Source organism: Thalassotalea ganghwensis, assembly GCF_053485795.1.
Genome location: NZ_JBQRUM010000007.1, coordinates 172,223 through 195,775 on the forward strand (window position 1 = coordinate 172,223; position 23,553 = coordinate 195,775).

A 23,553-nucleotide genomic window follows, 5' to 3' on the forward strand; every position below is an offset into this window, starting at 1 on the left:
ATAAACGCAAACTCAATTTGTTTAACAACAACTAAAAAAATACGCTTTACAAGTTTAATAACGTAAATCAATGACGCGAAATACAGAGGATTTTATGGATTTTTTACAGCGCTTAGGTATCAACGAACAAAATTTTGGTGCCTCAACCGGAACCCATTGGCTAGAAAACACTGAATGTGGCCAGTTTACTATCCACTCCCCTGTTGATGGTAACCTTATTGCAAGTGTTTATAAGTGTAATGCCGATGATTATCAAGCAGTGATCAACACGGCAAAAAACGCGTTTTTAACGTGGCGCAAAACACCCGCACCTCAGCGTGGTGAAATTGTTCGTCAAATTGGCAATAAACTGAGGGAGTTTAAGCAATCACTCGGTGAGCTTGTCTCCTATGAAATGGGCAAATCGCTACAAGAAGGCCTTGGTGAAGTACAAGAAATGATCGATATCTGTGATTTCGCTGTTGGCTTATCAAGGCAACTCAATGGCGCAACATTACATTCAGAAAGACCAATGCACCGCATGTATGACCAATATCATCCATTAGGCGTTGTTGGTGTGATATCAGCATTTAACTTCCCTGTCGCTGTCTGGTCTTGGAATGCGATGATCGCAGCGATTTGTGGTAACGCCACCGTATGGAAACCCTCTGAAAAAACGCCACTGACAGCAATTGCTTGTCAACATATTATCAAGCAAGTATTAGTTGATAACAATTTGCCAGAAGGCATATTTTCACTTGTAATTGGTGATGCCAACGTTATTGGCGAAGATATGCTAGAGGATAAAAACCTACCCCTAGTATCAGTTACCGGCTCAACAAGAGTAGGTCGTCATGCCGGTCAAAAGATTGCTGCGCGATTTGGTAAAAGCATTCTCGAGCTTGGTGGCAATAATGCCATGATCCTCACACCAGATGCGGATCTAAAGCTTGCCGTACCTGCCATTGTCTTTGGCGCTGTGGGTACCGCCGGACAACGCTGTACAACAACACGACGTGTGATTGTTCACGAGAGTATCTATGAGCAAGTTAAAACAATACTGGTTAACGCTTACAACGGCCTGCGCATCGGTAGCCCATTAGATGAAAATAATCATGTTGGCCCGCTGATAGATAAAGATTCTGTGCAAGCGTTTATGGCAGCTATCCAATCGGTTCAGCAAGAAGGTGGTCAATTATTATGTGGTGGTGAACCACTTGTTGGCGCAGGTTATGAATCGGGTTGTTATGTGCAACCTGCCATCGTTGAAGCTGAAAATCATTACCATACTGTACAACATGAAACCTTTGCCCCTATCCTTTATTTAATTAAATACAAAGGCGATGTAAACGATGCTATTGCACTTCAAAATGATGTCGTGCAAGGTCTTTCGTCAGCTATATTTTCGAATAACATGCGCGAATGTGAAACCTTCCTCTCTCATTGGGGCTCTGATTGCGGTATTGCCAACGTTAATATCGGTACATCAGGCGCTGAAATTGGTGGCGCTTTTGGTGGCGAAAAAGAAACGGGTGGTGGCAGAGAGTCTGGCTCTGACGCATGGAAAGCGTATATGCGCCGCCAAACCAACACCATTAACTACTCAACAGAACTTCCTCTTGCACAAGGCATAAAATTCGACATTTAATTGTCGACCTAATGCATTGCGGTTTGGCCTGGGGTTACCAGGCCTTTTTTATTACAAAACTAGCCTCGGAAGGTCAACACGCCCTTAGTCTTTTTAATTGCAAAATTAGCCTCGAGAGGTCAACACGCCCTTAGTCTTTTTTGTTGTTACATACGTTAACATCGCTGTTATTGCTAACAGATAAAAGCTTTGCTCTAATCGCTATCGAAAAATTCCAATAAACAAGGACATTTAATGAAAATCACCGGCACGTTCGAGGTAAAGCTTCAGCCAATAGAAAGCTATGCAACAGCTCAAGATGATATGAAACTTGCGCGTATGTCGATAGATAAAACGTTTTTCGGGGACTTACAAGCAACCAGCCAAGGTGAAATGTTAAGCGCCATGACCACAACGCAAGGCTCTGCAGGTTACGTAGCTATTGAACAAGTTAAGGGCATTCTTTCCGGAGCGAAAGGAAGCTTTATATTGCAACATTTTGGCATAATGGATAAAGGTCAAGACAGGTTAATATTAGAAGTGATCCCCGACTCAGGTACAGAGCAACTTAAAGGCCTTAGTGGCACGATGACAATTAATATTGTCGATGGAAAGCACTTTTATGAATTTGATTATCAATTAACCGCTTCGCCATAATGACGAAAGACAAATGTATTATTGAAAAATGAACTATTAACGTTAGCGATAGTCTAGTTAAGTAATATTAACAGCACACCAAACAAGGATGTTATGTTTACCACAGAAATCTTTATTACCTACACGCTTGCGTGCCTATTACTGGTTATCTCTCCTGGTCCCGATAATATCTTAGCGATTAGCCGCGGATTAACTCAGGGCAAATTAGCAGCAACTATTTCAGCAAGCGCTTCTGGTGCGGGGATATTATTCCATGTTTTAGCAGCAACATTAGGATTAACATTACTTATTCAAACATCTCCTATTGCTTTTTATTTAGTAAAGTTTGTTGGTGCCGCTTATCTATTGTGGCTTGGGATAAAAGTACTTCGATCGAAACAGCTTATTTCCGTAACACCTAGTGAGAAACTTCCATTGAAAAACATTTTTTTGACCGGCTTTCTCTCAGCTGCATTAAACCCCAAACCCGGTATTTTTGTATTGGCGTTTATCCCGCAATTTATTTCTCCAGAGGCAAATTCAGTGTCAGTTTCAATGCTATTGCTTGGTAGCTGGTTTGCTTTATTAACCACTTGCGGATTCGCGCTAATGGGTGTTTTTTCCGCAAAATTAAGTCATTGGTTAATTCATCAACCTAAGGTTGCACAACACCTAAACACTGGAGCAGGTTTAACGTTTATCAGTTCGGGCATTGCCATCGCACTGATAAAGCGAAAAGAGGTACCACTCCCCTAGAATGATTTACTTTAATTGCTTTTAGGTATTAGGCTATTTTTCAGTTCAATTAATCGTTTGACATGCTGCTGCGAAACTATCATGTTTTCAACGAGGGAAATCCAAGGTTCACTTTTTTCTATCAGGCGCAATTGAGCTTCATTTATCGTATAAAGGCCCTCAAGTCTAAGCGACTCACTATTATCTAAGGTAATCTCTAAAGACACTGACTCTAGTAAATCACATGCTAGAAGCTCAGCAACCAAGCTATCAACATCTTGATAACCGCAAGCAATATTATTGAGTTGGGCGATTGTATTCGTTAAATACGGCGATGCTTGCCCATGAGAAAACAATGGCTGTCCATGGTTAGCCTGTAGTCGTTCATCGCTCGTATTGACGACAATACTCACTTCATCGGGCTTTTCATTTAAATAGTGGTAAAAGAGTGGCTGGGTGGCCAATTTTAGTGGCAAATAACGTCCTTGCCAAACGCCATTCTCGACCATTAAATTCTCATCGAGACTCAGCCCCATCAAGGCAATTAAGTTAAATTGTCCGGTATGATTGTCTTTGATAAAAAATATCGGTAGCTCTTTAGCAACAGAGGTGACTTCGTTGGGAAAGACATCAACAAGATGCATATGCTCAATAGTAGCCGCTACCCGCGTGTTATCCACTTTAAGTGCTTGATGTTTTTCTCTATTTAAAGGTTCTAGTGAGATCATAAAAATTCCCTTATCTATATCGATGTTAAAGTGCCTGAAAGCTATGATGCTTCAAGGTATTCAATAACGCTCGGTGTTTAGACAATTTCAGCGGAAATTGACGTATTTGCTGCTGTGTTTGCTCAAGAAAACGCTGTGCCATCATCTTTTGTTTATCTGTATTCGCTGACGGCATACTGTGAGGCATGACCTTCATGCCATAAAGCACGTACTGATAGCTTGCCGCAGAAAAGACTTCGCGTTTGTGGCCAAAATCAAACTCAGATGGTGCCCGATATTGCCACATCGCCAGGAGTGCTCTCAGCGTATCCGGCACGGTGCTATCTAAACGGTTATCACTCCAAAATGACGTGTCGTTGCGCTGACTTGCCAAATAGTGCAATTTAAGAAAGTCGATAATACGCTGCCAGTTGTAATGAAACTTTTCATTAAACTGCTCAGCTAAAATGGTCAGCGACTGTTTATCCGCCGGCAGATATTCGCTGATCGCTGCGGCCGCAAGCTCAACCATGACTAAAGCCGAAGCTTCTAAAGGCTCAAGAAAACCGGCTGCCATGCCAACCGCTACGCAGTTGTTCACCCAAAATTTTTCGCGAATTCCAGGATTAATATCGATGGTTTTAAACGATAAATGGTCAACATCACTTATCCCTGTTGCCTTCAAGTATTGATGTAACTCAGCGAACGCCTGTGATTCATCACTGTGCTGACTAGAATAAACATGACCAACACCACGACGAGATTGTAAACCAATGTCCCAAATCCAACCTGCCGATTGTGCCGTCGAAACGGTATATGGCGGGATTTCAGTATCGGTCTCTTGATAAGGTACTTGCACGGCAATCGCTTTATCAATAAAAAGCACGTCTTTTTTGCTGGTCCAAGGCACTTGATAGTGTTTGCCAATCAACACCCCTTGCTTACCGCTGCAGTCGATAAATAAGTCACCGTGTAGCTCACAGCTCTTGCGGGTCGATAAGCTGATAATGTTACCTGTGTCTGCACAAGCATTCACTCCCGTGACATGATCGCGAACATATCGCACCCCCAATTTATTAATACAATGATGTTTGAGAAACTCACCAAACTTCCCTGCATCAAGGTGATAGGCGTAATTAGCAATGGCTGCAAATTGAGGTGTTGTTATTAATTTGGGCGCGATATTGGCTTCGCATAAATGCTCTTGTACACAAACGCTTGGCGAAAAGTTACCGTCACGTTGTTGTTGATACCACGCTTTTGCCATATCGCAATCAAAATACCCATTAGGTAGCTCTAAAGGATGATAATAAAAATCACCTTTTTGACCGTTGACCCAGCCAACAAATTTTGCCCCTTGTTTAAATGCAACATCACATTCACGAATAAACTGAGATTCATCGATGCCCATCACTTTAAGCGTGCCGCGCATCGTCGGCCAGGTGCCTTCACCGACACCTATGGTACTTACGTCTGGAGATTCAACCAGCACAATGTCATAGAGTGGTTTATCTGCACCAATGTTTTTGGCCGCTAAAGTACCCGCGGCTAACCACCCCGCACTTCCGCCACCGACAACAACAATTTTTTTAATCAGATTATCCATTATTCATTCCTTAATTTAAGTGCCGTGATACGATTAAGAAACATAAGCCTGTTGGACCCTTGTTTGTTTACTATCTGCCTTGATCAATCTTTTTATCTTGAAACCAACAAGCGCACTAACAATGCCAATCAACGGTGATAACCAGTTAAAAATACAAAAGACAAAATACTCAAGTGGATTGATCATTAAGACCGACTGCATGTAAGCACCACAGGTGTTCCAAGGAATTAACACCGAGGTAACGGTGCCGCCATCTTCAAGTGCGCGAGATAAATTTTGAGGAGCTAAGCCAAGTTGTTGATAGCGGCCCTTATACATTCTCCCCGGAATAACGATACCAATGTATTGATCAGCCGCGATACAATTGGTACCGAAAGCAGTCACAATAGTGGAAATAATTAAACTATTGGCACGTTGTGAAAATGCGAGTAATCGATCAACTAACAATGACAACAATCCTGCTTTCTCCATTACTGCACCAAAGGTCATCGCACTAATAATTAACCATATGGTATTGAGCATAGCCCCCATGCCACCGCCACTGAGTAGGTCATTAACACTGGTGTTATCAGTGGTAAGTTTAAGTCCAGCAAACATCACTTGCCAAACCACTTTAATATTGGCACTCAGCGGAGATAACTCTGGCTCGCTTAACGTTAAAATTAATGGCTGTTGAAAAATCACCGCACATAAGCCCCCAGTTAATGCGCCTATCGCCAGAGCAGGTAAAGCGGGAAACTTTGCCATTGCCAACATTAACGTAACCGCTAATGGCAATAATAAATACCAAGCGATAAAAAACTTATCACTTAGTGCCGCTTGCAGCGATGCAATTCGGGTCATATCTATCGAGTCATTGAGTGAATTGCCCAATAGATAAAAAACAATCAGACTGATTAAAAATGCGGGAATCGTGCTCCACAGCATATGCTTTATATGTGTGAAAAGGTCACTGCCAGCGACAGCTGCAGATAAATTTGTGGTATCAGATAATGGCGAAAGTTTGTCACCAAAGTAAGCCCCACTAATGATCGCGCCTGCAGTGATGGCAAGACTCGCCCCTAATCCGGTTGCGACGCCCATCAATGCAACACCGATGGTTGCCGCCACAGTCCAACTACTGCCGATACTAATGGCGACCAACGCACACAATATCGCGCAACTCACATAAAAAAGCGATGGTTCAACTAACGCTAAACCCAAATAAATCATTGTCGGTACCGTTCCCGAAAGTAACCAGGTACCAATCAATGAGCCGACTGCCAATAAAATTAAAATAGCCCCTAACGTTATGCTAATGCCTTGAGTGATGCCCTCTTCTATCGCTTTTGAGCTAATGCCATTTTTCAGGGCAACAAGCGTAGCAACACCAGCACTGAGCAATAAGGCGATTTGATTTGGTCCAGAAGATGAATCATCACCAAAAAAATAGACTGACAGCGATAGCAACATCAACATGAAAACAATAGGTAATAATGCATCTGTCAAGGTCGGGAGTTTGTTATTTTTCATTATATTTTCCTTCACACCTTTTAATGACAATAAGTAAAAAAAACGCTTACCTAGTAAAGCTAGGTAAGCGTTTGTTTATTTTCTCGTGTGTTTAATTTCAATACCGGTTTTAGCCAACTTATCTAACCATTGATTAACCAATGCCGGTTCACGTGGTGCTGGTGTGACCCCGCTTGGGACTGTCCCTTCAACCACCGCATCAATTGCCATCAAAACCGGCAGGGACACGAGCCTTGCCATCGCTTGTCCGTGCTCATTACCCACTTCATCAATAAAGTAACTTTGTTGCCATTTAACTGTTCCTTGTTGCTTGGCGGTAAGCTGTACAAAAAGTACGACGCGATCTGCTTCATTATTTTGGTAAGCGTACTTTTGCTCTAACTTTTCTGATATATCGCGTAGCTTTGACTCTTGAGTTACCGGGTCAATCGATTTCACTTGTTCAAATAATGACTGCCACGCTGAAGACCAACCACTTAAACGCAAAGTTCCACGGACAAACTCATCAATCGGCCAATCAGGATCAAATTGATAGTCATCAATGAAAGGTAGTGAATCACGATTAGGATATGCTTCAAATAATTCATTCGCAGGTTCGATAAATATTTCTCGCAATGACTCCCATGGCGCATTAGCACTACATGTTTGACCATTCTCTATCCATTTTGACGGGGACTTTAATGCCTTTAGAACCCCTAGCGGAGACCAGCTAAACTTATATTTAAAATCGTTCGCAATATTGGGAACCCCACCGCAGTATGAACGAAACGTTACCTGATGTGATGGATCATAATCATCACTATGACGATATTGATCAACCAACAAATGAGCAAATAGATGATCAATACCTGGATCCAAGCCAACTTCATTAACAAAACATAACCCTTTGGCTTTTGCTTGTTCATTAAGGTTGGCCATTTCCGGCGAAATATAACTACTAGAGACAAAATGTGCATCCCGTGTCAGACACAATCTTGCAACAGCAACATGCTCCGTTGCCGGTAGCATAGAGACAACGATATCTCCTGGGCCAATAGTTTGAGTAAAGTGTTGCCAGTCTAACTGGTGAATAGTTGTTTCTATGTCATATTCTGTTAGGTTTGCAGCGACTTTTTCTGGATCTCTTACCCAAACAATCAAACGATATTTGTCAGATTGCGCTAATGTTTTAAGTCCTGGCAAAGAGGATAAGCCGGCCCCTAACCAATGAATTGTCGTTTTATTCACGCGTTCACCTCTTGATGTGTTTTTGATGCGCTTGGCACATTTAACTGTGTTGAAGAATTCCTCTTCGCTGGCTCAATATCGCGACGCTTTTGCTCAAATAAATCCAGTGCTCGCTGCCAAACATGGTTGTCATCGGTTTTAATAGAGAGTAAATGCGGTAAAAGTTGTTGTTCATAATCTTCACTGCTTTCACGAGGCAACAAAGACGGCAAATGATCAATAGCAATAAGCGCTAACGGTTTAGGTTGCTCAATGAGATTGATGATAGGTTGAGAGAATGTCGTACACCGTTTGTATAAAGGTATCGGGTTGTAACTTCCGTATGGATCACAACTGACATCAGCAATCATCGATAACTGGCGCGTTGGAGAATCAATAGAGGCTTCTGTGACAAATGGTGGCAAAGCTTGATTAATCATGACGCAATTGATCAGAATATCAAACTGGTTAATTTCGCTAAACGGTCCACCGTTGCGTGTCTCTTCAATATCCCAACCGATAGTGTCTAACGTTAATAAATCCGCTAATGCTTTTGCACCTTTACCACTTCGCCCCTTTGCCCCTATGACCAAAAGCCTTGGTAACACTTTACATTGCGCCAATGCATTAGCGACTTGTTTTACTAATTCCTGTTGATTTTCAAACGCATTTAGTGGCGCTAATGGTAGCTTGGCACCTTGCTGATTAGCCCAGCCCCAAACCGCCAATGCGGCACCGGCAAAGCCAGCCCAATAACCAAAAGCGGCGACTCTGCGGTGATTGTTATCCACCAAGTACTCTAAGTCTAACAACGTACCACCACCGCGATTAAAGCGATCTAATAATTGCGCTGCACCTTGCTGGTTTTTGTAAGCGTGAGCAAAATAAATATGTTGATGAACTAAGGGTTCATTGGCTTCGGGCAACTCTTTAAGCCCAATAATGTAGGCGGATTGAGGAGCGTTTATCCAGCTGCCTTTAGGCGCGATAATGCAACCTGCTTGTTCATAAGCTTCGATTGGAAAAATTCTTTGCTCGCAGTATTCTATCGTTACCATATAACCAAGATCGCGCATCTGTTTTGCGCCATAAGGTGTTAGTGCTGCCCTTTGTTCGTTGGGCTTAGTTTCGGCTCTTAGCCAAAAATGAGGATGGGACATAATGTTCTTTCTAATGTGTTAATGTGAAATAAAAGTCCGTTAAGCGATATTCCTTATGCACTGAGAACGGGACTTGGCGAGAAAAGGCAATTCCTTTGCCTTAAAATACACAACTTATCGATTAAAAATTTGCTCGTACCCCAATTGAGTAACGAGGGCCTGTTTCGATAATGGCTAAGACATGGTTTTTATAGAGTCCACGTTTATACATGATTTCATTGGTAACATTGATACCTTCAATAAAAACACTGAAGTTTTCATTGATGTCATAGCTACCACTAATATCAACTTGCGCATAATCTTCTACGTAAATAGGCGCACCACCTGCCCAGTTGCTGGTAGATTGCATGAACTCATTACGGTTGTTATAGGCAACCCTAAACTGCAAGGCATCTTTCTCATAAAATAAAATTAAGTTTTGAGAATCTCCAAGCCCAGGAAGTGGTAATGGGTTTTCAACCGTATCGGCACTTGACTCACTATCAACAAAAGTCATATTGGCCATAAACCCTAGTCCATCAAAAGGCGCTGGCAGGTAGGTTAAACTGTGCTGAACAGCTAACTCATAGCCATCAATAGTGGCACTGTTTAAGTTCATTGGACGAGAGACAGTGTATTCGTATGAACCACTGGCAAGATCTACGGTTTCTTTTGATATACCACTGTCAATAAAGTTATCAATGTCTTTACTGAAATAAGCTACTGCTGCGTAACTATTTTCATCAAAGTACCACTCTAAACTCAAATCAACATTGGTTGATTCATAAGGGTCTAATTTTGGATTACCGCCACCTGCTTGTAAGGCATCCAATTTACCGCCACCGTAGTATACCGTTGGTGACATTTCACTTAATGTTGCTCTGGTGATACTTTTTGAATAAGCAAAACGCGCGATTAAATCTTCACGAATTTCAAGGTTGGCATTAATACTCGGTAACCAATTATCATACGTGTAGCTTTCTGAGACAGGAACCCAGTCATCACTTTCTACCGGCTGATAATCACCAGTATTGGTTGGATCAACTAAATCTAACAAAGCTATCGTCGAACCAGAAGACGTTGTGGTTGTTTCGACATAACGTAAACCAACAACTGCACTCCAAAGCATATCACTGACACTGCCAGACATATGGAAATCAGTATATAAAGCGCTCACTTCTTCATTTACGTCATAAGCGGTAGAATCAGGATGAACATCAAAGCCGTTATATTCTGCAATGACATCTCGTGTCCATTGAGGATCGCTTGAGGCATTAATGGCATCGTCAGTTAACAGAAAATCCATAAACTCGTACGAGTCGAACATTAACCATTGGTTAGCAGTATCGGCTCCAGCGCCAGATAAGAATCCATCAGAGTCAAAAATCGTAAACATCCCTTCTGGAAACACCATTCCCTCTGGGTATCCACCATGGGCAACACTGACACGCCAATTGGTCTCATAGTATGTGGTTGCTAACGTACGATCTGAATGCATACCGCCAAACGAAATTTTAGATAGCACACCATTATCAACAATATATTCACCATCAAGTTTTATTTCGGTGATTTCATCGCTAATGTCGCTACCAAATTTACTTGCCCAGTTAGAACTAACCCGGTTTGGATCTAAATCTTCAGTAAAGCTTAATTGAGGTACTGAAGAACCTGTGCTGTTATCAAATGAATAAGCGTTAATAAAACCAGCTACGGTATCAGTGGTTCTGCCACCATTTAATGATTCAGCTTCGGAATGAGAAATATCAGCAACAAACGATAAACGGTCGTTGACTGTCCATTCAGTATTAAAACCAAAGGCTTTGGTCGTTGTTGGTCTTGATGATAGACGATTCAGATAGTCAGTTGCACTGGTGCGCGCCGAATCAAGTTTCACCACGGTGCGATTTTCATCTAGCGTGGCATCGACAATATTCGCCCCATCAAACCAATGTGCGAGGATATCTTGACGATAACTGACATCGTATTCTGAATGGAGCATATCAGCTGTCATCAACAAATCTTCATTAGGTTGATACTGTAAGATTAAGTTAGCTGTTGTTCGCTCACGACGCTCGGTTTGCACGATTTGATCGTAGTTTCTAGGTAAAAAAATATTGTCATGAAAAGTACCATCATCGAGATTCAAGGTGTGATGGGTGATATAACCTGCGGTTTGTCCATAGTCAAAACGGCTGTCTCGATCACTTACCGCGATGGAGCCAAGCACACCTACGGTATTATCTAAAAAGGTGTTACTGATAAACCCCGAGTAAGTTGGGTTTGTTTCCCCTGACATTTCGTCATAAGTGCCTTTAACACTGCCAGCAACTTTAAAATCTTTTAACGATAATGGACGATGTGTCGTAACATTAATGGTGGCACCAATACTACCCTCTTGTAGTTTACCGGTTTGGGTTTTATGTACTTCTGCACCATTAATTAACTCAGACGCCAGCGTATCGAAACTAAACGCACGACCACCACTGATCGTTGCCATAGTTCTGCCATTGACGAGTACCGAGTTAAATTCTGGGCCAAGACCACGAACACTAACCAACTGTCCTTCACCGCCTTCTCGATCAATTGCAACACCAGAGATCCGTTGCAATGATTCGGCAACATTTTGATCTGGAAACTTACCGATATCTTCAGCTGCTATCGCATCAACGACACCATCAGACGAGCGTTTGATATCCATCGACTTAATTAAACTTGCTTGGATGCCAGTGACGGTTATTTTTTCAATATCATTTTCTGTTTCTTGCTTAACTTCCTCAGCTTGAACATTTGTAGCCACACCAAGGTTAAACATTACCAACATGGATAGGTAATTGAGTTTTAGTTGTTTTTTGGGCATTGAATCTCTCCAGTGTCATGTCGAATGAACACACAACTTAACTGTTCATTTGTTTATATTTTTAATTTTTCGCTGTCGAACTTTTCACCGTTCCATTTCATACTATGATCCAAAAAACAATATTGCAATATTTATCATACAAATAATATTATTGTGTAATATACCATATATATTATATGATTGATTTATCGTGGTTAATGTTAAGCTCTAGGGTCTGTTTATCTTTGTTTAAAATTTATGCTGAGTGATAAAATGACGTTAATCAAGGCAAAAACTTAGAAGTTTAGTGAGCTAAATAATAGGTTTTTAACGAAGAGTAACGCCATTTTGGCCTCAGCCCTTCGGGCAATGGCTATTGCAGAAAAAACAAACGAAGGTCAACAGACCCTAGGGCTAGTGGTTAAGAAGATAGAGGTAAAAAATTGTTAAAGAATATAACGAAGCTATCAATTTTTATGATTTGCATGATGTTATCCCTACCCAATGCTTGGTGTGATGAGCAGGTAAGTTACACGGGGACCAGTGCTAAAGAAGCAAAAAATCAAGGTGCACAGCATCAGGTGCAGCTTTTTGCCAATACTCTCGAAAGAACTGGCACACCGCTACAATTTAAAATGTATGACAGTTACAAAAACCAACAATTTAATCCATTGTTTGATTTAGGCGCTTGGCATGGATTTCTATTACCAGAACAAAACCATGATCACATGGCTTTTTCAGGCCCAATGATTATCGCTCAAGAGTACGGTATTTATCTCGCGAAACAACTTGAAGCACTGACCATCACTAATTTGGCCACTGGCGAAAATTATCCAATTACCCGTGCTAAACGCGATCACTATTCATTACCTGGGCAGTTACGTTTAAACTATCAATTTAGCAACTTAGACGTTTCAATATCATTAAATTTTGTCTCTCATCGAACCGCTTTGGTTACCACGACGTTAACCAATACCGATAGCCGTCCACTTGACTTATCTTTACAATGGCGCGGCGAGTTACTAAAAAAATGGAGTAATACCGAACTTGTTACGGATAAAATCCCGCAATGGGCACCAGCATTTAGTAAGGTACCACAGGGACTAAAACTGAATTTTACTCCAGTGAATTTGAAATGGGATATGATGCTCAGTGATGGGGCCCAGTACCAGATAACTCGCTCAATCGACTCATCAACATCCTTTGATCAGAAAAATACCCGTTATGAAAGCAATACTTCATTAACGTTAGCACCGAAGCAGACAAGACAAATATACACTAGCCACAGTTACTTTCATGATCAAAAAGAAGCAACTCGCTATCAGGAAGAAATCGTGTCTTTATTAAGCGCTCCTGTGCAGGCAATAAATACCTCACGCCAGCGCTGGCAAGCGTACTTAACTCCAATTACATCAAAAAATAAACCCATGACTGAACAACGACTAGCGGTTAAAGCGCTAGAAACACTCATTGGTAATTGGCGAAGCCCTGCCGGCAGTATTCAACACAGTGGTATCACTCCATCAGTAACTGCTAGATGGTTTAATGGATTGTGGGCGTGGGATAGCTGGAAACACATTGTTGCTATCGCCCGACATTCGCCTTCTTTAGCAAAAGAAAATCTAAATACCATGTTTAGTTATCAAATAAAGAGTGATGATGACATTAGGCCTCAAGACAGCGGTATGATCATCGATGCGATATTTTTTAACCAAGATCGACAACGCGGTGGTGTTGGCGGCAACTGGAATGAGCGGAATACGAAGCCGCCTCTGGCTAGTTGGGCAGCGTGGCAAATTTATCAACAGACCAAAGATATGACTTTTATCGAGGCTATTTTTCCTAAATTACTTAGTTATCATCAGTGGTGGTATCGCAATCGTGATCATGATCAAAATGGCTTAGTTGAATATGGGGCAACCCTTCATCCACTCCATAATAATCAACAGGGAGCGCTTTCCTTTACGGTAAAGGGGACTTCAAAAGAACGACTAAAAGCTTGTCAATTGCAACAGGATTCTTGGTATCGTTGTCATGGTAATGCGCTTTATCAGGAGATTATTGAATCACACGATTACCAAGCGATAGATATTGGCGCACAACATGGTGCTGCTTGGGAATCAGGAATGGATAATGCGGCGCGATTTGGCTTTATTAATGATGAACAATTACAAGCATACGCCGCAAAAAATTACCAAGGTGATGTAAAAAAAGCACAACGTGATTGGCAAGTGATGTTTTTAGAAAACAAAGATGACACAGGTCAGGTTATTGGATTTTCACTCAATCAAGAATCGGTAGAGTTAAACAGTTATTTAGCGTTGGAAAAGCAACAACTCGCACAAATGGCTCAAGTGTTAGGAAAGGTTAGCTTAGCACAAGCACTAAAACAACAAGCTGCCGATTTAACCAAACGCATTAATCAATGCTTTTATGATAACGATTCTGGTTTTTATTATGATCGTCAATTACCACATCCTTCGGCTCGACATCAACCTAGAAACGGGGCTCCTCAGTCTTGCCAAGGCACACTGCTAATCAAGCGCGGCAAAGGCCCTGAAGGTTGGGCACCGCTGTGGGCAAAAATAGCACCAAAAGCCTATGCGAATGCCGTCGTCACCACTATGCTATCAAGTGACGAGTTTAATAGCTTGGTGCCCTTTCCAACCGCAGCAATATCTAACCCTGCCTATCATCCGGATATCTACTGGCGAGGCAGAGTCTGGTTAGATCAATTTTATTTTGCCATTGTCGCTTTGCGTAACTATGGTTTTAATAACCACGCTGATAACGCCCTTAAAAAACTTTATACAAACGCTCACGGACTAAGAGAAAATCAGTCTATTCGAGAAAATTATCATCCAGAAACTGGAGCTGTACAAGGTGCAACAAACTTTAGTTGGAGTGCCGCTCATTTGCTGATGCTTTATTATCTAGATAGCATTGATAAGTAACTGCTTCTATACGCCTTTCCTTTCTTTTCCTATTAAAAGGTTGATTTGACAATGCGTCTCATCAACCTTTGATCGTGAATTATCTTTTTTAATCGATTTTCTTGAGCAATTTCTACTTTCGACCATACTAATGCTTATGAAATATTTTTTGACTACATTTATCACTAAGGTAACTAAAACATTTAATTAACTTAAACAAAGTAATAAGCAAAATAACTAATGAACTAAAATCTCGACAATTGTCCATAGACGCACTACTGCCTTTTGTTACGTTATGTTGAGTGACAAAAGACGACATACTAACAGGATGTTATACCTCAATGACTTTCTCCCCTACTTTGAAGAAATGGCTAAACAGTATACCGTTTAAGGTGAGTGTATTATTTGGCGTAGCACTGCTCCTATTAACAACAATTATCAGCTATTACCAAGTCAATCAAGAACGCGAACACTTCATTGATAAAGTGATGTCTAGTGAAATCTATCACTTAGACAAAAAACGTGAATTTTTTCTCAATGACATCAATTTGTTGAAGAACGACGTTTTAACCCTTAAGAATACTCCTCCGATTCAAGGGATCATTGCAACAAGTTCAGAAAACACAACACAACACCAAGATCGCTTTTCTACTTTGGAAGACTGGAAAAACCGTTTAAGTGTTATATTTTCAGCATTTCTTGCAACACATCATCAATATACGCAAATACGCTTTATCGGGGTTGCCGAGCAAGGAAGGGAGATTGTTCGTGTCGAGCGACAAAATAACAAGCCAGTGATTATCAGTGGGCAAAATCTGCAGCAAAAAGGATTTCGAGACTACTTTCAAAAAGCCATAACGCTTGGCAATAATGAATTCTATTTATCACCAATTAATTTAAATCGAGAATTTGGCACTATTGAACGGCCTTTTAAACCCACTCTTAGAGGTGCCACCCCAGTATTTGATAATGACGGTCAAATTTTTGGGATCATTATTATCAACATAGACCTGAGCTTAACGATAAATTCGCTCGTTGAAAATGCTTCACCAAACACGAACATCTATCTTTTGAATAGTGAAGGTTATTATCTTATTCATCCTGAACCAGAAAAAACATTTGGTTTTGAGTTCAACCAAGAAATTACTTGGCAAAGAGATTTCCCTCAACATCTGTTATCCCCGATATCTGTTGAATCGCCTAGTAAAAATAGCGACTTATTTAGCTACAGCGATGCAAGTAAAAACCTCTACCTAATCAAAAGGGACTTTCGCTTTCAAAACAATACTACTAGTAGAACCTTCTCATTGGTAACCGAGATACCAATGAGGAAATTATTAGATGACGCAAAACAGCGTTATCAGCATATGATTATTATCATCATATTATCTGCATTAGTTATTGGAGTGTTGGTAATGTTCTTTATATACAGAACACTCTTGCCAATAAGAGATGTCACCAATGCCATCAATTCATTAACGAATGAAGAAAAGCTACATCTAATTCCACCACAACGCCATAACGAACTAAGTATACTTGCTGAGTCGTTTAATCGCATGGCGATTCAAATCAATGCTCGTAATAACGCGCCAATCATGATGCATAGCTTCGACCAAAACGGAAACATTATTTACGTTAATGAATTTTGGTTAAAAACTTTAGGTTACAATCGAGAGCAGGTCATAGGCAGCACTTGGTCAGACTTTCTATCTGATGGGTTAAACGAGCAATGGACTAATACCAACAAAGAAATTTGTTCTAACCTACCATTAAAGGTAACCACACGAGATGGCAAGACACTGGATGTCCTTTTCTCCAGCCGGCTTGAAAGTACCAGTAAAACAAAAAACAAACGTTACTTAGCCGTCATGATTGATATCAGTCACGAGCTTGAAATCGAGCAAGCATTGCGAAAAAGCGAAACGTTATTTAGAAATGTTTTTGAAAATGCAAGGTTTGGTTTAGCTATTATTGATACTAATGGCGAATGGATTGATGCCAATACTCAGCTATTAGAACTGTTAAACATTAATCGAGCTGCGCTATTTTCACGCTTATTTAAATCTATTTTTAAAGCAATATGTTGGCAAGAATTCGAACCTCATATCAAACAGTTATTAGCTGGCACCTCAAAAAATTTTATTGAAGAAGTACAGCTGGTAAAAATAAATGGTGAGAGTGTTGATGTCTTAGCTAGCGTAGCTTTAGTCTTTGATCGCAATAATCAGCCGGATTATTTTATCTACCAGTTTGCCGACTTAACCGAGCTTAAATTGGCAGAAAGTAAGTTTGTTCAAGCACAAAAATTCGAAGCAATTGGCAGTTTAACTGGAGGGATAGCACACGATTTTAATAATATGCTTGGCATCATTTTAGGCAATGCCCAGTTAATGGAACCTCATGTAAAATCACAACAAAAGCTTGAAAAGTATACTAATAATATTATCGCAGCCAGTAAACGTGGTGCCGATTTAACCAAAAAGCTGCTGGCCTTTTCCAGAAAACAAGCGCTTTCACCCAAGACCGTCCAAGTAGATGCATTAATCGAAGGGATGCAAGACATGTTAGTAAGAACACTTGGTGAAGACGTTGAGTTTAGCTTGCTGCTTAACAAGGACATACCATCAATAAAAGTTGACCCTGACCAATTCGAGTTGGCTATTTTAAATATCGCCATCAACTCTCGCGATGCAATGCCTAAAGGTGGCAAACTTAGTATTGTTGTTGAACGTAAAGATCTAGACCAACGTCATCATCAAAATGACAAGTTAGCGGATAGTTGCTGCTTCATTTGTATTTCTATAAGTGATACTGGAGAAGGGATCCCGAATGATATAAAAAACAAAGTATTTGAGCCGTTCTTTACGACAAAAGAAGCAAGCGAGCGCTCAGGACTGGGACTCAGTATGGTTTACGGGTTCATTAAGCAATCAAATGGGCACATCAACCTCTATAGTGAAGAGCATATCGGTACACATATCTCCCTATATTTTCCTTGTGAGTTTAGCTCGCTCAAGTCAAATTCTTTACCAAATGAAGCGACACAAAAAAATCCACCAATATATAATGATATCAATGTATTAATAGTTGAAGATCAAGAAGAACTGTTAGAAGTAGCAAAAGCTCAAATAAAAAAAATAGGAGTGAATGTGCTTTCCGCTAGCAATGGTGTCGAAGCAAAAAGTATCTTATCTAACACTGACATTGACGTATTGTTTACAGACATGGTCATGCCAGGTGGTATCGACGGCGGCGAATTAGCGGCCTTTGCCAAGCAAACTCAGCCAAGTATTTCTGCAGTCTTAACAACAGGCTTCCCTAAAAACACTCAGTTTGTCGAAATTAACGAGCCTATTCTGCACAAACCATATACCGAAGCCCAATTGCAAGAAGCAATCATTACTGCAATACGTATCGCCCAAATGCCCAAGGACTCAACATCATGATACATCGAAGAGCCCTGATAATTGATGACGAACCGATGATAGGTGAAATCATCGCAGATATCGCTGAAGAGATGGATTTCGACACCAGTGTGCTAACCGACCCTATCGCACTTGATGAACACTATAATCAGTTCATGCCATCGGTACTATTTGTCGATTTAGCCATGCCAGGATTTGATGGCATCCAAACATTAGATTTGATACACAAGCTTGGGTGTCATGCGGATATATTTATCATCAGTGGTCATGACAACCGAGTACTCAATGCCGCTAGAGATTATGGCATCTCAAAAGGTCTTAAAATCACAGGCACTTTAAGCAAACCTATTGAGCGTGAAGCGATTGAATTGGCCTTAAGTTCGATAAACACAGACAAGCCAGCCCTACACAACCCATTAGGGAAGGAAAACTTCACTCTAGAAGAGGTAATACAAGGCTTAAGCAGAAATGAATTTTATCCTCGCTTTCAACCTAAAGTTTATTTAAAAGGCGTTATCCCTAAAATTATCGGGGCCGAAGCACTGGTTAGGTGGCGTCACCCTATTCATGGTGAATTACCGCCAGTAAAATTTTTACCATTGATTGAATCAGAAAACTTAACGGCAATGATGACCGAATGTTTAATTCGAAATGTGATTGAACACTTATGTCAATGGAAAAGCGATCATTGTGAACCGCATATTTCAATTAATTTATCCCCTTCAATGCTCAATGACCTCTCTTTACCTGACTATTATGAGAGCTTAATTAACAATGCAGGGTTATCAACTTCATCTATTATATTTGAAATTACCGAGAGCGCAGCGATGGAAGATGTCTCAGTGACAACTAAAATTTTAACGAGATTTCGTCTTAAGGGCTTTGGTTTATCTATAGATGACTTTGGCACAGGCTTTTCCTCCTTAGTCGAACTTTATCGTATGCCTTTTAGTGAGTTAAAAATTGATAAAATGTTTGTCTGTAATGCCCTGCAAGATAAAGAGGCTGACGTGATCGTCAAACTATTAATACAGCTAGCGCAAAGCCTTGGTATATCGGTTTGTGCAGAAGGAGCTGAGGATAAAGATACCCTAAATTACCTAAAATCATTAGCGTGTGATTTAGTACAAGGATATACCATCGCTAAACCGTTATTACCCGATGAATTTATTAAAATGTTCAAGAGCTATAATAATTGATTGTTGCTGAACTTTGACCTTACAGCTTTGATGAGCACGTTTAGATTAAAACCAAAAGGAGAAAATGGAAGATGAGCAGACAGTTGCCCTAGGCTCATAAAAAGCCCCCAGTAATTGAATGGCCAATTACTGGGGGCTTTTAAGATCAAGTGCTACTTTTACCCTACGAGCTTGTTTAGCAAGGCTTGCAAAGTTTACTCATCGTCTTCTACTAAGGTCATTAACGAAGTATTACCGCCAGATGCTGTCGTATCGATGCTGACCGTTTTCTCAGCGACCAAGCGTTGGATCAACGTATCGTTATATTCGGCACTGATAATCGGTAAAATGGCGCCTTCACGCTCTGCAAGTTGCTTAGTAAAGTACCCCATACGAGCACAGTTACTATCAACTACGGCTCCATCAATATCACCATGCTCTAGCAACGCGTTAAGCTTATTGTGCATCACAACTTGTAATACACCATCAACCGCACCGCAAAGCGCAAGCTTATCTTTGATGGCTTTAGCTTCTTCAAAAAATGTTTCTGAAACCGCGGTGATTACGGTATTACCAATAGCAAGCGCTGAAACTATCGACATTAACCAGAACCTAAACTCGGTGTCTTTATCTGCGTAACAAACCACGCAGCCGCGCGGTTCTAAATAAAGGAGATTAGACTCACCTGTTGGCCCAGGCAGCACTTTTGGCTTTTTAAGTTGTTTTTCGATACGCGTTAATTGTGCACGCGAATCAGCCAGTGATTTAGATAAATCATCTGCTAACTCATCAACTATATCTACTGTAGCAACTTTAGCTAACAACTGACGCATAACAGAAACGCGATCATTTAACTCGGTATTGCGCCAAATTCGCTCTGCTTTTTGCGCTAATTCGATCATGTCATCAATATGGTCTTGCGCAGTTCCCATATCAACCATATCGATATTGGATTTAGTTTGGTAGTTTACCTCACCTTCATCCGGCGTAAGCTTTTCACGTACTAAACGACTTAAGTAGTTTGGCCCACCAGCTTTTGGACCTGTACCAGATAAACCACGCCCTCCAAATGGTTGAACACCAACAATTGCGCCAATCATATTTCGGTTAACGTAAATATTACCTGCTTGAACGCGTCTTGCGATATCTTCTGCTCGTTCATTAATACGGGTGTGAATGCCCATCGTTAAACCAAACCCAGTATTATTGATTTGGTCAATCACATCATCAAGCTCTGAGCCCTTAAATCGAATAACATGGACAACAGGACCAAAAACTTCTTTTTCAAGTACTGACAAGTTATCAATTTCGTATAAACGAGGCGCGAATAAATTATGTTTTTGTTCGCCCAAATCAGGTAATGGGCATTCAAACAGTAATTCGCCTTTACCTTTCATAAATTCAACATGAGCGTTTAAGGCATTTAATGCTTTATCATCAATGACAGGGCCAACATCGGTTGATAAAAATTGTGGGTCGCCAACCGTGAGTTCTTTCATTGCCCCTTTAACCATATTGATTACGGTATCGGCAATATCTTCTTGGATAAATAAAACTCGTAAGGCTGAGCATCGTTGACCAGCACTTTGGAATCCTGAGCTGATAACATCATCACAGACTTGCTCTGGTAACGCGGTAGAGTCAACTACCATACAGTTTTGACCACCGGTTTCAGCAATAAGAGGGACTTGCTGTCCACCTCGCTCAGCAAGTATTTTCGAGATTAACGTACCCGTTTGTGTAGAGCCGGTAAACATCACCGCTTGAATTCGCTCATCATTGACAATATTTTCCCCAACGGCTCGACCTGGTGCATAGACCAATTGCACGACATCGTCTGGTAAACCAACAATCGTCATTAATTCGAGTGCTCGCTTTGCCACTAAGCTTGTTTGCTCAGCAGGTTTTGCAACTACTGTATTACCGGTAGCTATTGCTGCAACCACTTGACCTAAGAATATCGCCAAAGGAAAGTTCCAAGGGCTAATACAAAGAATGGGGCCACGAGCTTCCATTCTGTCGTCTTGAGCTAATTCTTCAGCTCGAGCAGCATAATAACGGCAAAAATCAACGGCTTCGCGAACTTCATCAATACTGTCTTGGGTCAGCTTACCCGCTTCTTTGATACAAATGGCAATAAGCTCATCTCTATGACGCTCTAGGATATCACCAGTACGGCGAAGGATATTCGCTCTTTCTTTAACCGGTGTTTGAGACCAAGTTTCAAATGCAGCTTCAGAGCGGGCCACGATGTCTTTCATTTGCTCTGGCGTATGATACATTAACACACCAACCACTTCATCGTGGTTCATAGGGTTGGTTACCGCAACTTGATTCTCGTCTAACGTCGAAACATTGGTAATATTGGCTGCAGCCCACGCATCTAAATTTTCTTTTAATGGCGTAAGCTGATTGATATCCGTTATGTCCATTCCTTTAGAATTGGCTCGCTCTTCACCATACAAATCAATTGGAAATAAAATTGCGGTATTACGCTTGTTACGTAAATCTTGCAATTTTTCAACCGGATCTGGCAATAACTCTTCAACCGGTTTAGATTCGTCAACTATCGCATTAACAAATGAAGAATTGGCGCCGTTCTCTAATAATCGTCTGACTAAATAAGCCAGTAAATCTTCATGTTCACCCACTGGCGCATAAACACGACACTTTATTTTTTCATTGGTTACAACTTGATCATAAAGTGATTCACCCATACCGTGTAATCGCTGGAACTCAAACCCTTGAGTATCGCCCTTAGCCAACTCTAAAATTGTCGCAACCGTGTAGGCATTGTGTGTCGCAAATTGTGGGAATATGACATCACGCGCTGCCATTAATTTAATCGCACATGCTTTGTAACTTACGTCGGTAGTTGCTTTACGGGTAAATACCGGGAAGTCATCTAAGCCATCAACTTGTGTTGTCTTAATTTCCGTATCCCAGTAAGCGCCTTTTACTAGGCGCACCATCATTTTACGGCCAACACGACGCGCTAAGTTTTCTAACCATTCAATCACAAATATAGCGCGCTTTTGATACGCCTGAACCGCTAAACCAAACCCTGTCCAATCGCCTAACTCTGGATCTGAAAATACGGCTTCTATAACATCTAATGAAATGTCTAATCGATCAGCTTCTTCAGCATCAACCGTAAAGCCAACGTCATACTGTTTAGCAACAAGGACAAGTTCTTTAAGTTTCGGTACTAGCTCATTGAAAACACGCTCGCGATGTGTAAACTCATAACGTGGGTGAATAGCTGATAATTTAACTGAAATGCCTGGGCTTTCAATGGGACCTTTGCCATTCGCGGCTTTACCTAGTGCATGAATAGCCTTCATGTAAGCGTCAAAGTAACGCTCGGCATCAGCCATTGTGCGAGCGCCTTCACCCAGCATATCGTAGGAATATACATACCCCTTGGTTTCGGTTTCCTTTGCTCTTTTTAACGCTTCATCAATATTCGTTCCCAAGACAAACTGCTTACCCATGACTTTCATCGCGAGGTGCACAGATGATCGAATCACAGGCTCGCCTAAACGACCTAGCGTTCGCTTTAAGATGCCAAAATGCTCTGACTGTTTCTTATCAGAATAGTTAACCATTTTACCTGTGACTAATAACCCCCAACTTGAGGCGTTAACAAATAGCGAGTCACTGTTACCTAAATGGTGGCTCCACTCCCCCTTTGATAGCTTATCTCGGATCAGTGCATCTTGCGTTTTTGTATCAGGTACACGAAGTAATGCTTCGGCCAAACACATTAACACCACCCCCTCTTCTGAAGAGAGCGAGTATTCATTGAGTAAAGCATCAACACCTGCCTCTTCGGTTTCACGAATAGTAAGCACCATTTGACGAGCTTTTTCCCATGCTCGACTTCGTGCTTTAACGCCCACTTCGGCAAGTGGTAGAATATGCTCGATTATCTGTTCTTCATCAATACGATAAAACTCGCGGATCTTTTGACGTATAGGACAATCTGTTTGTAATGAACCAGTAAAAAGCATAGTAGCTTCCCCAATATAAAC

Annotated in this window: 13 protein-coding genes; 6 read left to right on the plus strand and 7 right to left on the minus strand. The window is 41.0% G+C overall.

The features are described from left to right. Positions 1-70: 70 nt before the first annotated feature. The 3 genes from amaB to ACSLUH_RS09475 all read left to right on the plus strand — a co-directional run bounded on the left by amaB (position 71) and on the right by ACSLUH_RS09475 (position 2,998). Positions 71-1,627 carry an L-piperidine-6-carboxylate dehydrogenase gene (gene amaB, locus ACSLUH_RS09465; protein ID WP_448566312.1) on the plus strand — a complete coding sequence of 519 codons (1,557 nt, stop codon included), beginning with the start codon at positions 71-73 and terminating at the stop codon, positions 1,625-1,627. A 234-nt stretch (positions 1,628-1,861) separates the two neighbouring features. Then, entirely contained in the window at positions 1,862-2,263 is a 402-nt protein-coding gene (locus ACSLUH_RS09470; RefSeq protein ID WP_448566314.1) for a DUF3224 domain-containing protein, read from the plus strand. Positions 2,264-2,356: 93 nt separating this feature from the next. Beyond that, positions 2,357-2,998, plus strand: coding sequence for a LysE family translocator (locus tag ACSLUH_RS09475; protein ID WP_448566316.1), 642 nt, complete (start codon positions 2,357-2,359; stop codon positions 2,996-2,998). 11 nt (positions 2,999-3,009) lie between these two features. On the opposite strand, the gene ACSLUH_RS09480 is transcribed toward ACSLUH_RS09475, so the two are convergent. From ACSLUH_RS09480 to ACSLUH_RS09505, 6 genes are all read right to left on the minus strand, one after another. After that, positions 3,010-3,705, minus strand: coding sequence for a SapC family protein (locus tag ACSLUH_RS09480; RefSeq protein WP_448566318.1), 696 nt, complete (start codon positions 3,703-3,705; stop codon positions 3,010-3,012). 25 nt (positions 3,706-3,730) lie between these two features. Beyond that, positions 3,731-5,290 (minus strand): tryptophan halogenase family protein, encoded by a 1,560-nt coding sequence (locus ACSLUH_RS09485; RefSeq protein ID WP_448566320.1) that lies wholly within the window; start codon positions 5,288-5,290, stop codon positions 3,731-3,733. A gap of 33 nt (positions 5,291-5,323) precedes the next feature. After that, positions 5,324-6,802: a Na+/H+ antiporter NhaC gene (gene nhaC, locus ACSLUH_RS09490; protein ID WP_448566322.1), complete on the minus strand. Its 1,479-nt coding sequence runs from the start codon at positions 6,800-6,802 to the stop codon at positions 5,324-5,326. A gap of 75 nt (positions 6,803-6,877) precedes the next feature. Further along, entirely contained in the window at positions 6,878-8,029 is a 1,152-nt protein-coding gene (locus ACSLUH_RS09495; protein WP_448566324.1) for a saccharopine dehydrogenase family protein, read from the minus strand. Then, positions 8,026-9,168, minus strand: coding sequence for a saccharopine dehydrogenase (locus ACSLUH_RS09500; RefSeq protein ID WP_448566326.1), 1,143 nt, complete (start codon positions 9,166-9,168; stop codon positions 8,026-8,028). Before ACSLUH_RS09500 ends, ACSLUH_RS09495 begins: the two co-directional genes overlap by 4 nt. 121 nt (positions 9,169-9,289) lie before the next feature. Beyond that, complete coding sequence (locus ACSLUH_RS09505; protein WP_448566328.1) at positions 9,290-12,004, minus strand: TonB-dependent receptor; 2,715 nt, start codon at positions 12,002-12,004, stop codon at positions 9,290-9,292. A 464-nt stretch (positions 12,005-12,468) separates the two neighbouring features. Between ACSLUH_RS09505 and ygjK the strand changes: the two genes are divergently transcribed. From ygjK to ACSLUH_RS09520, 3 genes are all read left to right on the plus strand, one after another. Then, on the plus strand, positions 12,469-14,937 hold the full coding sequence (gene ygjK, locus ACSLUH_RS09510; protein ID WP_448566330.1) for an alpha-glucosidase: 2,469 nt from the start codon (positions 12,469-12,471) through the stop codon (positions 14,935-14,937). A gap of 320 nt (positions 14,938-15,257) precedes the next feature. After that, complete coding sequence (locus ACSLUH_RS09515) at positions 15,258-18,362, plus strand: PAS domain S-box protein (RefSeq protein ID WP_448566332.1); 3,105 nt, start codon at positions 15,258-15,260, stop codon at positions 18,360-18,362. Beyond that, positions 18,359-19,540, plus strand: a complete 1,182-nt coding sequence (locus ACSLUH_RS09520) for an EAL domain-containing protein (RefSeq protein ID WP_448566334.1) — start codon at positions 18,359-18,361, stop codon at positions 19,538-19,540. The genes ACSLUH_RS09515 and ACSLUH_RS09520 overlap by 4 nt, the downstream gene beginning before the upstream one ends. Positions 19,541-19,734: 194 nt before the next feature. Here the strand turns inward: ACSLUH_RS09520 and putA are convergent, their stop codons facing one another. Beyond that, positions 19,735-23,532, minus strand: coding sequence for a bifunctional proline dehydrogenase/L-glutamate gamma-semialdehyde dehydrogenase PutA (gene putA / locus ACSLUH_RS09525; protein WP_448566336.1), 3,798 nt, complete (start codon positions 23,530-23,532; stop codon positions 19,735-19,737). Positions 23,533-23,553 lie beyond the last annotated feature (21 nt).